This is a genomic window from Desulfogranum marinum (assembly GCF_016918565.1).
GTDB lineage: Bacteria > Desulfobacterota > Desulfobulbia > Desulfobulbales > Desulfobulbaceae > Desulfogranum > Desulfogranum marinum.
The window spans coordinates 106,791-120,882 of the sequence record NZ_JAFFQD010000001.1 but is presented as its reverse complement, the minus strand read 5'-3'; the positions used below and the strand labels follow the sequence as shown (position 1 = coordinate 120,882).

The following is a 14,092-nucleotide window of genomic DNA, read 5'->3' as shown; positions in this document are numbered from 1 at the left end:
AAATATAACTTGACCCTGTAATCAGTGGTTAGGTAGTGTTGCCTGATAAAAAGCTTATATCGCAAATAAATAAATGTCTTTCTTAGGGTGAAGGGGAAAAAATGTGTAAAAGAAAGTTGATCCAGTGTTTTTTGGGTATTGCCGGTCTTGCTATCATCGTTGCTCTGTCTGGTTGTGCTAAACAGAAAACATACGGGGCCGTAAAGTTCACAAGTAATCCTGCCGGAGCAGAAGTCGTCAATCTCAAGGATGATGCAACATTGGGAAATACCCATACCCCGTTGGTCGTTTTCTGGGAGGCTGAAGAAGGTAAAGCGGAATATGTGACCGTGCAGTTGCGCAAGGCAGGTTATAGGGAGGAGATTACCTCCTTTTGGGTTAATACGAGACATGAGACAAGAGAGGACGCCGAGCAAGAAGCGCAGCCTATTATTGTTGATTTGATTAAAAGGAACAATAAGTAATGAATAGACAAAAGAGTATTTCTTCGACCACCATTGCCAAATGTTTGCTTTTCGGGGTAGCTCTAACCACGCTGGTTATATCTGGTTGTTCTTCCAAAACAGCTACCGTACGTTTCAAAGTGAACTCGGAACCTGAAGGATCCCATGTCGTGTATCAGGCGTCGGGCAAAGATTTGCCATGCGCCGGCAAATGGATTTATCTCGGTAATACCCCGCTGCGAGGCGTACACCAGTTTAGCGAAAAGCAGCTGGAGAATACGAGTAAGATCACTATGAAAGTCATCCATGATGGCTATCTGGATCAAACAAGGGAATGGGATGGGCCGAGTTTTTGGGAGGAAGCCGAAGGGCGGGGTGTCATCTTTTGGACCCCCGAGCTGATCCCATCGTCAGGGCAATAGGGGAAGCGCGTGGTTTATATTATTGGTAACCATTCAGCGAAGATCTAAAAAATGCCAATCTACCCCGAACTGTAACTATTCAGTCGTGCTCCAAATGTTCACGAGCTGACCAATGTAGCAGATAAGTCTCGTTTCGATACATCGGTATACTGGTCGAGAAAATCGTGGAGAGTTAAGGTGATGCTGAATAGTTGCCATTCTTTTAAAACTCTTTTTCCAATGAGTAAATGATATGCTGGTAAACGGGCAAAGTTTTCGATCCATTTGGGTGGAAACGGAAGGGGGAAGCGTCAATATAATTGACCAGACAAAATTGCCTCACGAATTTGTTATCCACTCCCTTGCCACTGTGGAAGATGCCATTGTTGCTATTACAGATATGCAGGTACGAGGGGCTCCGTTAATCGGCGCTACTGCTGCTTATGGTATCTGTCTCGGGCTCCGTGAGCAATGCACACAAAATCAGCTTGAACAAATCAGTCGGCGTCTGATCAGCTGTAGGCCCACGGCGATCAACTTGCAGTGGGCGGTCGAGCGGTTAAACACCTTGCTGAGTAAACATTCGGCAAAGGACTGGCTTGAGTATGCCTATCAGGAGGCTGCGCTGCTCTGCGAAGAAGATTGCGAGGTTAACAAGGCAATCGGCAATCATGGCGCAGCTATTATTGAACGTATTTGGCAGCAGAAGCAGCGGCAAGGGCGGGTAGATATACTTACCCACTGTAATGCCGGGTGGCTGGCAACTGTAGACTGGGGGACAGCACTGGCGCCTGTGTATAAGGCCGCTCAAGCTGGAATTCCAGTTCATGTCTGGGTGGATGAGACCAGGCCGCGAAATCAGGGGGCTCACCTAACGGCCTGGGAGTTGCAGGCAGCAGGAATTGATCATCACCTGGTGGTTGATAATGCAGGGGGACACCTGATGCAGCGAGGTATGGTGGATCTCTGCATCGTGGGAACAGACCGGACGGCAGCAAATGGCGATGTGTGCAACAAGATCGGAACGTATCTTAAGGCATTGGCTGCTGCAGACAACAATGTTCCTTTTTATGTAGCTTTGCCCGGTTCAACCATAGACTGGGCGACAGGGAATGGAGTGAAAAATATCCCCATCGAAGAGCGGGGCACAGAAGAAGTGTTGTTTGTCCAGGGAAGGAGCGGGGCCGGCACCGTAGAGTCGGTTGAAATCGCCCCCCAGGGAACATGTGCCTATAACCCGGCCTTTGATGTTACCCCCGCACATTTGGTTGCCGGGCTTATTACAGAACGGGGCGTTGCGGAGGCAAACAGTGAAGGTTTACTTGCCCTTTATCCGGAAAAGAAATGATGTCTGAGAATGAGCTGCGTGAGCAGCTGATAGCAACTGCAATGGCCATGAATAACAGTGGCTTGAATCAGGGAACTTCCGGCAACCTGAGTGTTCGAAGCGGGAAAGGTTTTTTGCTTACCCCCTCAGCTCTTCCTTATGAGCAGTGTCAGCCACAGGATATGGTTTTGGTGGATATGGCGGGACAGTGTTCAGGCATCCGCAAGCCGTCTACAGAGTGGCGGATGCATAGGGACCTGTACGTCGAGCACCCTGACATAGGTTGTATCCTTCATGCCCATGCCACGTGGTGCACGATTCTGGCCTGCCTGGAGAAGCCTATCCCTTCTTTTCATTATATGGTGGCGATTGCTGGTGGAGATAGTATTCCACTGGCGCCGTATGCCCCCTTTGGCAGCCAGGAACTTTCCGATTCCCTGTTACTTACCCTGCAAGGACGACGCGCCTGCCTTTTGGCTCATCACGGAATGGTTTGTTTTACCAAAGATCTTGAAAATTTGCTGCCACTGGCAATCGAAATAGAGGCACTTGCAAAAATGTATGTCCAGGCCTTACAGATAGGCCATCCGCCTCTTTTGTCTGCGGAGCAGATGCAGGATGTACTGGAGCGATTTGGATCATACAAACCATAAAATAAGGGCCATCTGCATTGAACAAATAGCCCTTATTTTCTGCTTGGTTCATACCCTAATCAGTGGTGGCATGTCGCAAAGTACACCTCAATAGGTTATCCCAGGTTGAGCAGCATTCCTATTTGATACACAGTCACTGCCATTATGAAGGCAAACGCGGTATTGAATGCCATTGAAAAAAAAGCCCATTTCCAGGATCCTGATTCCTTGGCAATACATATGACTGTTACAAAACAAGGAGCGTAAAACATTATAAACAGAAGCACTGCCAGGGCAACAACCGGATTCCATGCAGGATCACTTGCAAGACGCCGGGTTAAAGAGGTCGGCTCCTCGGTGGCAATATCACCTATGGAATAGGCCGTGCCAAGAGTTGAAATAATGACTTCTTTTGCGGCAAAACCACCAAGCAGAGCTATGTTTGTGCGCCAGTCAATACCGGCTAGTTGGCTGGCAGGTTCGAGGGCAATGCCGATACGACCGGCGATGGAATGTCTCAGTCCTGCCGCAGCTTGTTCCGCATTGAGTGCATGCAAGGCTTTGGTGGTAGGCTCACTTGCGGGTTGATCGGATTGTTGAATGATCTGCTGACGTTTTTGTGCAAAGGATGTGACTTGGTCTTCGGGGAGTCCTGGGTAAGTCATCATTGCCCACAAGAGGACTGAGATGCCAAGAATGACTGTTCCTGCCTTCTTTATATATTGCCATGTCCTTTCCCAGGTATGGATAACAAGTCCGTTAATGGTTGGAAACCGGTAAGGAGGCAGCTCCATTACAAAGGGGGTTGATTCTCCGCGAAGGACAGTCATTCGTAAAAATTTAGCTGCACACAAGGCAACGATCCAGGAAATAACGGTTGCAAGAAACATATATCGAGCTTGATGATCGGCAAAAAAGGCCCCGATAAGCAGCGTTAGTACCGGCAGCTTTGCTCCGCAATTCATGAATGGCACGGTCAGCAGGGTTGCCATCCTTTCTTTTGGCGAACGAAGGGTTCTGGTCGCCATAACTCCCGGTACTGCACATCCTCCGGCGATCCCGCCGGAAATGATGAATGGCATCACCGAAGATCCATGGAGGCCAAAAGCATGGAAGATACGATCCATCATAAAGGCTACTCTGGCCAAATATCCGCTGTCCTCCAGGATTGCTATGCCAAAAAACATGAACATAATAATGGGAACAAAACCAAGCACGCCCCCAACCCCATCTATGACTCCTGAAATAAGCATGGATTTGAGGGGGCCGTCCGCTAATACGGAATCCACCGTGCTGCTCAGCAAGGCGAAAAAAGAGGCAAACAGTTCGACCAGAAAGGTGCTGGAGCTGAAGGTAAATGCATAGAGTCCAAAAAGGATCGAAGCCATGATTAACGGGCCCAGCACTCTATGGGTCACTATTTTATCGATTCGGTCTGAGGTGTAGAGCCTGTCCCCTACAAATTTTTCGGTAACGATATGCTGTCGCATGATGGATTTAATAAACCCATAGCGATGGTCGGCAATGACAGCCTCAGGGTAGACACCTGCGGTTTGCTGCAAATGGCCGGTCACTTGGGCGCAGTATTTTTTGAGCTCTTGTGTCGCTTCAGGATTGACAGCAGTTGATTTTTCGTAGACCTGCTCATCGTTTTCCAGGAGTTTAACCCCGGTCCAACGAGCCGGATATATGTCTGTCAGCAGAGCATGTTTATTGATAATGGGAACCATCTCGCTAAGAGCTTCATCAATATCTGAGCCATACCTGAGAAATGCCGGTTCAGGAGTTACTCCGCTTTGCGTGGCTGCGATGACGGTATCAAGCAGGTGGTCCACCCCTTTGCCTGAACGGGCGACAATGGGTACTACCGGTACTTTCAAAATTTCACTCAGTTTTTCTGCGTCTACAAGCAAACCCCTATTTTCAGCAACATCAATCATGTTGAGAGCGATAACCAGGGGGATTCCCAGTTCTAGAAACTGGCAGGTAAGGTACAGGTTTCGTTCAAGATTAGATGCATCAACAATGTTGATGACGATTTGCGGTTTTTCATTGATCAGATAGTCCCTGGCAACAAGTTCCTCTGAAGAATATGCTGTTAACGAGTAGGTGCCGGGCAGGTCAACAATGCTGAGCCCTTGTTGGTTATGGAGGCAGCATCCTTGTATATGTTCAACCGTAATACCAGGATAGTTCCCCACATGTTGACGCAAACCGGTCAGGTAGTTGAAGAGCGTTGTTTTTCCGGCATTGGGATTTCCAGCCAGCGCAATATTGATAACTGTGTCCATGGGAAGGGTTCCTGAAAGTCAGAAGGTTGGGGCTGAATCGTTTATAAAGGGGTGCTATTGCAGCGCACTACGCAGATATTGCAATATGTTAACGTATATGTCTACGCAGGAAGATGGGATGGTTGCCTGAGCTTGCAGCATGATTTTAATGGTTTGTTTTTTTGTTACAAGCGTGGACGTTGGGTAAGCTCTCGCCGTCGTTATTACAGGATGAACAGCTGCCTCCACAGTGGCCTGTCGTCTGGGATGTAAATATTTTCCAGATTCTACGGACAATGAAGAGTACTGCAAAGCTGATGATAATAAAAACAATAACGCGCTGCATGTTTTTTGCGTCCTGTGGAGAAAGAACTTGTGTATTGCGGCGGGAAGCGTTTTTACACCGGTGCCACCTGGATATTGGCAGCTGAAATGTCGTCTAAGCTGATGGTTCCGCCGTTAATTTTTACCATGCATTGGTTGCCGCCGCCTTTGCATAATAATTCTATTTCTTTACCAGGGGTGAGGCCAAGGTTGGCCATTTGGGCACATGTTTGTCGATCACCGCTGATTGAGCATACTTTCAGCTTGCTACATGAGCATGCTTCATGCAGCGGGTAAGAAGTGGAACAATGACCTCTTTTCTTTCCCTTCATGCATCGCTTTTTAACACCGTTAAAAAAACAGCATGTTTTTTGGAAGCGGTTGTTTTTCATGCGCTGTATATTCTACAAGGTTGTGCTTTAAAAGAAGTATGCAGGCAGTGAACTGTTTCACCTGATTTTTTATATCCTGCAACTATGCTTTCAGTAAAAAATACATGTGTTAGGTACACCAAACATTGGTCACTGTCAACAACTTTGCCAATGGTAAAATTGTTGATGAGCGATATTAAAGCTCATCTGCTATCATTATCTTTTCGTCCAATCGCCACGAGTCTGGAGCCGGCCAAGGCATGCTTAAGTAAATCTTTGGACATGCGTATAGGTTGTGAAGGTGATGGTATGCCTGTGATGCTACTTTTGAGCATGTCTTTATCGCGTGCGAATAGCTAATCGTATTTCACAGAAGAAGGCTATCGTGAAAAAGTGGGAAAGGGTTTACTGTGAGCAGAACACTTTTGGGTAGGTGGAGGTGCTTGTTGTAGAAGTCACACCGGATATTTCCCCCTCCCTTTGGAGAGTGACCGGATAGAGGAACTATATCCGGTCGATTGGGATTGGATTGTGGACGCTGGACTCTAGACGGAGCCGGCCTCCGGAAAGCACGAGGCGAGTTAAATCTCGACTTCAATAAAATCCGCTTCATTATTGCGGAGGGTCAAGGTGCTGCCCATCACCCGTAAGGCGACGGGGTCGTTGAGTGGTGCCCGTTGTTTTATGGTAATTTTGCTACCAGGTACTAAGCCCATTTCTCTAATCCGGCGGCCTAACTCACCGCCCGCTCGAACTGCAGAAATGGTACCGCTTTGGTTTATCGACATTTTTCTAAGATTGACGATGGTCATGGCGAGGATCTTGTGTGAGTAGTGATTATTTGGTTAGCAAAAAGAAAATGTGGCTTTATTTCAGCTGTTATTTTTTTCCGGCAAGCTTAGCCCAGCTGTCGCGTAATGTGACAATGCGATTAAACACCAGGTGTTGCGCCGAACTGTCTTCACTGTCTATGCAAAAATACCCTTGACGTTCGAATTGGAACCTGTCGCTGGCTGACGCATTCGCAAGATTGGGCTCAAGGCGGCAATCGGTCAGTACTTGCAGTGAGTCGGGGTTTAAAAAATTCTTGAATGGTATTTCTTTGTCAGCGTCCGGGAATTCCTCGGTAAAAAGTCTGTCGTACAGCCGCACCTCAGCCTGCAGGGAGTGGGCTGCAGATACCCAGTGAATGGTACCCTTTACCTTACGACCATCAGGCGCATTTCCCCCGCGGCTCTCTGGGTCATAGGTGCAATGTAATTCTACGACTTCTCCGTTCTCGTCTTTTATAACCTTTGCGCAGGTAATCAAATAAGCATACCGCAACCGAACTTCTCTGCCCTCTGAAAGGCGAAAGAATTTCTTAGGTGCATTCTCCATAAAGTCGGAACGTTCGATGAACAGTTCCCTGGAAAATGGGAGCATGCGTTTGCCCATTTGATTATTTTGGGGATGATTTAATGCTTCCAGTGTTTCCGTTGAGTCTTCCGGATAGTTGGTAATAACGACTTTTAATGGGTCAAGAACGCCCAGAACTCGAGGGGCGTTAGTATTAAGATCGTCACGGATCGCATTTTCCAGTATGCCCATGTCTATCCAGGATTCTCTTTTTCCAACCCCTATACCTTCACAAAAAGCGCGGATAGAGGCAGGGGTGTACCCCCGACGGCGAAGTCCTGACAGGGTGAGCATCCTGGGGTCATCCCATCCTGACACCAGCGAATCCTCAACTAATTCAAGTAGTTTTCGTTTGCTGGTAACCGTGTAGTTGATGTTGAGTCGAGCAAATTCAATCTGCTGGGGGTGGCAGGGTGTTTGTAGAGTGTCCAGCACCCAGTCGTAGAGTGGACGGTTGTTTTCAAACTCCAGAGTACACAGGGAGTGAGTGATATTCTCAAGCATATCCGACAGGCAATGGGTGAAATCATACATTGGATAGATACACCACTTGTCGCCGGTTCGATGGTGGCTGGTTTTCATGATCCTGTACAGAACTGGATCGCGCATTAAGAAATTAGGCGATGCCATATCGATTTTGGCACGAAGCACACAGGTTCCTTCATCAAATTCACCGTTGCGCATCTGCTCAAACAGTTGCAGGTTTTCGGCAATGCTCCGGTCCCGGTAAGGACTTTTTTTACCTGGCTCGGTAAGATTGCCCCGATACGTTCGCATTTCCTCACCGCTTAAGTGGCAGACATAGGCTTTTCCCATTTCTATCAGCTTAACTGCAAAGTTGTAGAGTTGGGTAAAGTAATCTGATGCATAATAGAGGTGTTCTCCCCAGTCATAACCAAGCCAGTGGACATCTCTTTTTATTGCTTCAACATATTCGGTGGATTCTTTGTCCGGATTGGTGTCGTCAAAACGGAGATGGCAGGTACCGTTGTTTTCGGCGGCAACTCCAAAATTAAGGCATATGGATTTGGCGTGGCCAATATGCAGGAAACCGTTGGGCTCTGGTGGAAAGCGGGTGGTGATTTCCTCGTGTTTTTTAGTGGCTATGTCTTCAGCAATGATTTGACGGATAAAGTCCAGCGGCTTGTCGGTTTTGGGCGTTTCTGTGTTCATGTGTAAATGAGAGCCTTTTTTTCAGGTAGATGGATAGAGACGGCTGATGTCACTCAACCTCATTACAACCTTATCTTGGCCAAGGGTGGTGAGTATGTCGAACATGGAAGGACCAGCTAACTGGCCGGTAAGTACCGTACGCATCCCGTTGATAAGGATTCCTGGTTTAATAGCTAGCTCGTCTGCTAGTTCTCTTGTGGTCTGTTCGGCGGTCTCTTGATTAAATGTGGAAAGGTCGGCAAATCTTTTGCTTAACTCTTTGAACCATTGGACCAGGTCAGGGTGTTTAAGGACATTTTTTTTCAATGGTTTTTCTTCGATATCATAGCTGTCTGAAAAATATGCTCTGCCCAGAGACGCAAAGTCGTTAAGCGTATGAAAGCGGTCTTTGATCAAGTCCAGGGTGGCCAGGTACCAGTCACGCCTTTCTACTGCATAGGAATCGTCCCAGAGTTCGTAAGCTTTCAATTTTTCTTCAACCAGTTGCCCAAGGACCTCTGTGTCGATGGTTCGCAGGTAATGCTCGTTTATTGCGATAAGTTTTGGGTCAGTGAAAAATTTTTGATCACCGGGACGGTAGTTAAAAACCGAATTGACCTTACTCATTCTTTCTAAAGTAAAGACCTCTATAAGCTCTTCACGGGAAAAGAACTCCTGTTCGGTTCCTGGATTCCAGCCAAGCAGGCAGAGGAAATTGCACAAGGCCCAGGGGAGAAAACCTTTGTCTCTGTAAAATTGAACGGCGACCACTTCACCATGGCTCCGTTTAGAGATTTTCCGTTTCTGGAGATCAAGGGTTAACGGCATGTGTGCAAAAACGGGCAGGGGCGAACCAAGCGCTTCATATAAAAGAATTTGACGGGTGGTATTGGTCATGTGGTCCTGCCCTCTTATAACATGCGAAATTCGGTCACGAATATCATCTACAACATTGCACAGCAAGTAAAGAGGTTTCCCGTTGGAGCGGACAATAACAAAGTCTTCAATTTCACTGTATGCCCTTTCAATAGTTCCAAGTACTTTATCGTGGTAAACGAGGGTTCCTTTTCGTTTCGGTACCTTGAAGCGAATCACGTAGGGAATGCCTTGTTGTTCTTTGGCGGTAACTTGCTCCGGAGTGAGGTTTCGGCAGGTACCGTCGTAGCCGACGGTTGTTTTTTGGGCAAGGGCTTGTTCTCGTTTTTCATCAAGCTCTTCTTTTGTGCAAAAGCATTTATAGGCGTTCCCGCCGGCAAGGAGATTCTGAGCGGCCTGTACATGGTCGTTGGCGAATTCTGTTTGAAAATAAGGGCCTTCGTCCCAATCCAGGTCGAGCCAGCGTAGTCCTTCAAGAATGCCGTCGATGGATTCTTGAGTCGAACGTTCCGTGTCTGTGTCTTCAATGCGAAGGATGAGTTTCCCATTGTGTTTTTTGGCAAAAAGCCAGTTGATTAAAGCTGTTCGGGCTCCGCCAATATGCAGGTAACCAGTTGGGCTTGGGGGAAAACGAACGCGAACATCTACCATGGGGGGACTCCTGATTATGTTAAATGGGTATAGGTGAAAAAGGATGAGGCGCAAGTAAAAATAACATGTGATGCATGGAATCGTTTGTGTTCTGAAGAATTATTATTGCATGCAATGCTTTGATTGTCTGATTTTCAATCAAAAGAGTTTCTTTATCTATACTCGGCGACAAATAAAAAACTTAACATATAGCTCTTCACCGGTGAATCTTCAAGGGGAAGGTACAAGGATTTTTATTTTTGTGTTTTGTTGGGATTCTATCGCCGGTAAAAAGGGAGCCGGTCGGCGTGGAATTTTAGTGATTATGCAAAAGTATTTCAGCGTATTGTTAGCTTTTATCGATAAACGTGACCTGAGCAATAAGAGCGGTGACTGGCTGCCAGGCAAGAGCAGGTTGAAGCTGTGTTAGTCCTGTCAATATATTTTATATGTTGTGAGAGGCCGGTAATGGCATTATACTGTGATGTTGTTGCTGTAAAGGTGGATGACGCTGGGGGGACGTGTTTCTTGCCGGCTGATACAAGGAAAAAAGAGTGAAGAGTGAAATATGATTGAAAATCTTTCTAGTTGCGATGAATGTCCCGAAGGGATGGTAAAGAATGAAGCCGGGCGTTGTGTCATGCCACAGGTTACGTTTACCTCGTTTATACTCTCGTTAAACACGTCAGCCTTGTTTCACATGGGAGAGTTGCCCCACCCGGAGAGCGGTGAGAAGGTTGTTGACAGCGATTTAGCTAAACACACCATAGATACTCTTGGTCTGCTTGCAGAAAAAACAAAAGGTAACCTTGAAGTCGACGAACAGGAGCTGTTGACCAGAGTGCTGTATGATTTAAAAATGAAATTTGTGAGTCTTCCCCGTCCGTAAAGGTGGCAATAGGGTAAAGTATGGAGTGCTCCGCATCTATTCAAATAAAGGCGCCGGCAAAGATAAATTTTTTTCTCAAGGTGACCGGCAAAAGAGCGGATGGGTATCATACCATTGCTTCTTTAATGCAAAAGGTGACTTTGTATGATCATCTGGAGCTGCGTCTAGTCGATTCCAGCGGAATTATCCTGCATTGCCCCGATAATGTGCTACCTGCAGATGATACAAATCTTGCCTACCGAGCAGCACAGATTTTTTTGCAGTCAGCACAAGCGCGACTCAGCACTTTTGTGTGTGGGGTAGATATCACTCTTGTGAAGAAAATTCCCATTGCAGCAGGTCTAGGAGGGGGGAGCAGTGATGCCGCTGCTGTCCTTTTGGGGCTTAATTCGCTTTTTGCGGATTTATTCTCCGAACGGGAACTTGCAGGCATGGGGCTGCAATTAGGTGCGGACGTACCTTTTTTTGTTGACCGCAGTGCCGCATGTTGGGCGGAAGGGATTGGCGAGCTCTTAGACCCTATTGCCAGCTTTAAAGATCTTTCCATTGTTTTGGTGAATCCAGGTTTTTCTGTGTCGACTAAGCAAGTCTATGAAAATTTTATATTGACAAGTGATAGAAAAAGTCTTATTGTTGCCGACTCGCGTATCGAGTTGTGGAGGCACGCATGGCAAGAGAGTGTTGCTCGCCAGGTGTTTCCATACGCTTCGTTACTGAATGATTTAGAGCAAGTGACAATTCGCATGCATCCCGAATTAGAGGGCATTAAAGAAGGCTTGGTAGCTCACGGAGCACTGGTTGCGATGATGTCTGGTTCCGGGCCAACGGTTTTTGCAGTATTTGGAGACCGTCAGCGGGCGCAGGAATGTTGTCACTTTTTTAATAAACAATATGGTTCGGTCTTTGTTACCTCTCCATTCGCCTAAGTTTGGTATTGAGAAAAATAATGCAAAAAGGTTGGGGCGTCGTCAAGCGGTAAGACACAAGGTTTTGATCCTTGCATTCGGGGGTTCGAATCCCTCCGCCCCAGCCAGTCTATTTTTCTGAGTATCCCTAGGTGCTTGCCACCATATTTTCCTCTCGCCGGATTGGTGTCCGGTAGCTTCGCGCGAGAAATACATTATGCCCAATATAATGAAAATATTTACAGGGAATGCCAATCCGGCTATTGCTGAAGAAATTTGTAACTATCTTGACATGCCCCTAGGGGCAGCAGAAGTGAAGCAATTCTCTGATGGTGAGACTTCTGTTGAAATAGGTGAAAATGTTCGTGGAGCGGATGTTTTTGTGATTCAGCCCACATGTCCGCCTGTCAATGATAACCTGATGGAACTCGTCATTATGGTTGACGCGCTCCGTCGTGCTTCTGCTAGACGGATTACTGCTGTTTTGCCCTATTACGGATATGCAAGGCAGGATCGTAAAGTGAGGCCAAGGGTACCTATTACAGCTAAAGTTGTTGCAGAGATGCTGACGGCGGTAGGAACCAGGCGAGTTTTAAGTATGGATCTCCATGCCGGTCAGATTCAAGGGTTTTTCAATATACCTGTAGATCATCTGTATGCTGCACCCATCTTGTTGAAGTATATCAGAGATAAATTTGAAAATGTTGTGCTTGTCTCTCCCGATGCTGGAGGCGTAGAGCGCACAAGAGCTTTTGCGAAAAGACTTGATGCTTCGTTGGCAATAGTGGATAAGAGAAGAGAGAAAGCTAACGAATGTGAAGCATTGCATGTTATTGGCGATGTCGCCGGTAAGACGGCCATTATGCTTGATGATATGGTGGATACAGCAGGAACACTTTGCGGCGGTGCCGAGATTTTAAAGGCAAAAGGGGCAAAAGAAGTGCACGCCTGTTGTTCCCATGCTCTTTTGTCCGGTCCTGCCATAGATCGCATAAATGCCTCAAGTCTTAAGTCTCTGTTGGTGACTAATTCCATCCCTTTGAGACAGGAAGCGCAGGAGTGTGAAAAAATTACAGTGCTGTCGGTTGGTGCATTGCTTGGCGAAGCAATCAAAAGGATTCATAATGAAGACTCCGTCAGCTATCTTTTTGTATAGTTAAACGTAAATATTTTTTTATATCAACCCGGAAGTAAGGGGGAGGCTTTCCATGTTACAAGTCGATATGGCAGCGGCGATACGCACGGTTTTTGGCAAAGGACCTATGCGCCAGTTGCGGATGAATAATACGACACCGGCAAATTTATATAGTGGTGGCGGCGAGGCTGTTTCTTTGCAGGTTGACGCCGGTGAACTCTTTAAAAAATTACTTTTCGTCCAAGGACGTAACGCAGTCGTCACCCTTGTGATAGATGGCGATAGTAAAGATAAACGCTATGTAATCGTGCAAGAGATTCAAAAGGAACCGGTGTCCGGCAGCATCGTACACGTTGATTTTCTAGAGATTGAGCTGGATCAGCAACTTGAGTTTGTTGTGCCTATTGATTATGTGGGTACAGCCAAGGGTGTTGATTTGGGCGGTGAACTTAATGTTTTTAGGAGTAATGTTAAGCTCCGTGGTTGCCCCCTTGATGTACCGGATACCATTGAGGTTGATATTACACCTTTAGAGCAGGGTGGCGCGGGTGTCACCTATGGTGATTTGCCGGTTTCCGAGAAATTGACCATGCTTGAAAAACCTAATGTAACCTGTGTCGTTGTTTATTAGTTTTTTTTGCTGACAGCGAACTCTTCGTATAGCTGAGCCGGTAGGAACCTACCGGCTCTCTTCTATTTGCCTTCTTCATGGCTTCTCCTTACCTGCTTGTCGGACTAGGTAATCCAGGTCCCAAATACCAAACAACCCGCCATAATATCGGGTTTATGATGTTGGAACATCTTGCCCGGTTGAACAATTGTCATATTGATAAAACCAAAATGCAGGGGCGATATTGCAAACATCGCATTGCAACGAACCAGGTTTTATTTTTACTGCCGCAGACATATATGAATTTGTCAGGTGCATGTGTGCGTCAATTTGTCGATTATTTCAATGTCCCTTTGCAAAACTTGCTTGTTATCCATGACGATATAGATCTCCCTTGCGGCAGGATAAAAGTGGTTGCAAAAGGTGGTGCGGGTGGACATAATGGGATTAAATCTATTGCCCAACATCTTGGATCCACAGCAATAAGTCGTATAAAATTTGGTGTAGGCAGACCGACGATTGAAAGTGGTGTTGAAAAACAACCTGTGGACAAATATGTTTTATCTGGGTTTTCCAAGTCTGAGCAAAAAATAATAGATGACAGAGCATCCATAGTAGTTGATGCGGTTGATATTTTTCTGAAACAGGGTATTGGGCCCTGTATGAACTTGATTAATTGCAGAGCCAAAAAAGAATAAATCCTGACGAATGATGCCTTCGAGTTTTCCC

General features: G+C 46.5%; 15 protein-coding genes and 1 tRNA gene. 10 read left to right on the top strand and 6 right to left on the bottom strand.

Going from position 1 to position 14,092, the window contains the following annotated elements:
• The first annotated feature begins 101 nt into the window (after positions 1 to 101).
• The 4 genes from JWH17_RS00530 (at position 102) to JWH17_RS00515 (ending at position 2,824) form a co-directional block, all read left to right on the top strand.
• Positions 102 to 464 carry a hypothetical protein gene (locus JWH17_RS00530; protein ID WP_205220596.1) on the top strand — a complete coding sequence of 121 codons (363 nt, stop codon included), beginning with the start codon at positions 102 to 104 and terminating at the stop codon, positions 462 to 464.
• Complete coding sequence (locus JWH17_RS00525) at positions 464 to 865, top strand: hypothetical protein (RefSeq protein WP_205220595.1); 402 nt, start codon at positions 464 to 466, stop codon at positions 863 to 865. The genes JWH17_RS00530 and JWH17_RS00525 overlap by 1 nt, the downstream gene beginning before the upstream one ends.
• A 232-nt stretch (positions 866 to 1,097) precedes the next feature.
• Complete coding sequence (gene mtnA, locus JWH17_RS00520; protein ID WP_205220594.1) at positions 1,098 to 2,192, top strand: S-methyl-5-thioribose-1-phosphate isomerase; 1,095 nt, start codon at positions 1,098 to 1,100, stop codon at positions 2,190 to 2,192.
• Complete coding sequence (locus JWH17_RS00515; protein WP_205220841.1) at positions 2,192 to 2,824, top strand: class II aldolase/adducin family protein; 633 nt, start codon at positions 2,192 to 2,194, stop codon at positions 2,822 to 2,824. The genes mtnA and JWH17_RS00515 overlap by 1 nt, the downstream gene beginning before the upstream one ends.
• A gap of 95 nt (positions 2,825 to 2,919) precedes the next feature.
• Here the strand turns inward: JWH17_RS00515 and feoB are convergent, their stop codons facing one another.
• The 6 genes from feoB to gltX form a co-directional block, all read right to left on the bottom strand.
• Positions 2,920 to 5,094, bottom strand: coding sequence for a ferrous iron transport protein B (feoB, locus tag JWH17_RS00510; protein WP_205220593.1), 2,175 nt, complete (start codon positions 5,092 to 5,094; stop codon positions 2,920 to 2,922).
• Positions 5,095 to 5,239: 145 nt separating this feature from the next.
• Positions 5,240 to 5,419, bottom strand: coding sequence for a FeoB-associated Cys-rich membrane protein (locus JWH17_RS24495; protein WP_205220592.1), 180 nt, complete (start codon positions 5,417 to 5,419; stop codon positions 5,240 to 5,242).
• A 52-nt stretch (positions 5,420 to 5,471) separates the two neighbouring features.
• Positions 5,472 to 5,729 (bottom strand): FeoA family protein, encoded by a 258-nt coding sequence (locus JWH17_RS00500; protein WP_205220591.1) that lies wholly within the window; start codon positions 5,727 to 5,729, stop codon positions 5,472 to 5,474.
• A gap of 620 nt (positions 5,730 to 6,349) precedes the next feature.
• The gene (locus JWH17_RS00495) at positions 6,350 to 6,580 is read right to left on the bottom strand and encodes a FeoA family protein (RefSeq protein ID WP_205220590.1); all 231 of its coding nucleotides are present in this window, start codon (positions 6,578 to 6,580) and stop codon (positions 6,350 to 6,352) included.
• Between the two features lie 67 nt (positions 6,581 to 6,647).
• Positions 6,648 to 8,339: a glutamine--tRNA ligase/YqeY domain fusion protein gene (locus JWH17_RS00490; protein ID WP_205220589.1), complete on the bottom strand. Its 1,692-nt coding sequence runs from the start codon at positions 8,337 to 8,339 to the stop codon at positions 6,648 to 6,650.
• A 21-nt stretch (positions 8,340 to 8,360) separates the two neighbouring features.
• On the bottom strand, positions 8,361 to 9,845 hold the full coding sequence (gene gltX / locus JWH17_RS00485; protein ID WP_205220588.1) for a glutamate--tRNA ligase: 1,485 nt from the start codon (positions 9,843 to 9,845) through the stop codon (positions 8,361 to 8,363).
• A gap of 547 nt (positions 9,846 to 10,392) precedes the next feature.
• On the opposite strand from gltX, the gene JWH17_RS00480 reads away from it, so the two are divergent.
• The 6 genes from JWH17_RS00480 (at position 10,393) to pth (ending at position 14,061) form a co-directional block, all read left to right on the top strand.
• Entirely contained in the window at positions 10,393 to 10,713 is a 321-nt protein-coding gene (locus tag JWH17_RS00480) for a DUF1844 domain-containing protein (RefSeq protein ID WP_205220587.1), read from the top strand.
• Between the two features lie 20 nt (positions 10,714 to 10,733).
• Positions 10,734 to 11,639, top strand: a complete 906-nt coding sequence (gene ispE / locus JWH17_RS00475) for a 4-(cytidine 5'-diphospho)-2-C-methyl-D-erythritol kinase (protein WP_205220586.1) — start codon at positions 10,734 to 10,736, stop codon at positions 11,637 to 11,639.
• Positions 11,640 to 11,671: 32 nt separating this feature from the next.
• Positions 11,672 to 11,746, top strand: a tRNA-Gln gene (locus JWH17_RS00470).
• Between the two features lie 89 nt (positions 11,747 to 11,835).
• Positions 11,836 to 12,774: a ribose-phosphate pyrophosphokinase gene (locus tag JWH17_RS00465; RefSeq protein ID WP_205220585.1), complete on the top strand. Its 939-nt coding sequence runs from the start codon at positions 11,836 to 11,838 to the stop codon at positions 12,772 to 12,774.
• A gap of 52 nt (positions 12,775 to 12,826) precedes the next feature.
• The gene (locus tag JWH17_RS00460; RefSeq protein ID WP_205220584.1) at positions 12,827 to 13,384 is read left to right on the top strand and encodes a 50S ribosomal protein L25; all 558 of its coding nucleotides are present in this window, start codon (positions 12,827 to 12,829) and stop codon (positions 13,382 to 13,384) included.
• 77 nt (positions 13,385 to 13,461) lie between these two features.
• Positions 13,462 to 14,061, top strand: coding sequence for an aminoacyl-tRNA hydrolase (pth, locus tag JWH17_RS00455; protein WP_205220583.1), 600 nt, complete (start codon positions 13,462 to 13,464; stop codon positions 14,059 to 14,061).
• Positions 14,062 to 14,092: the final 31 nt, after the last annotated feature.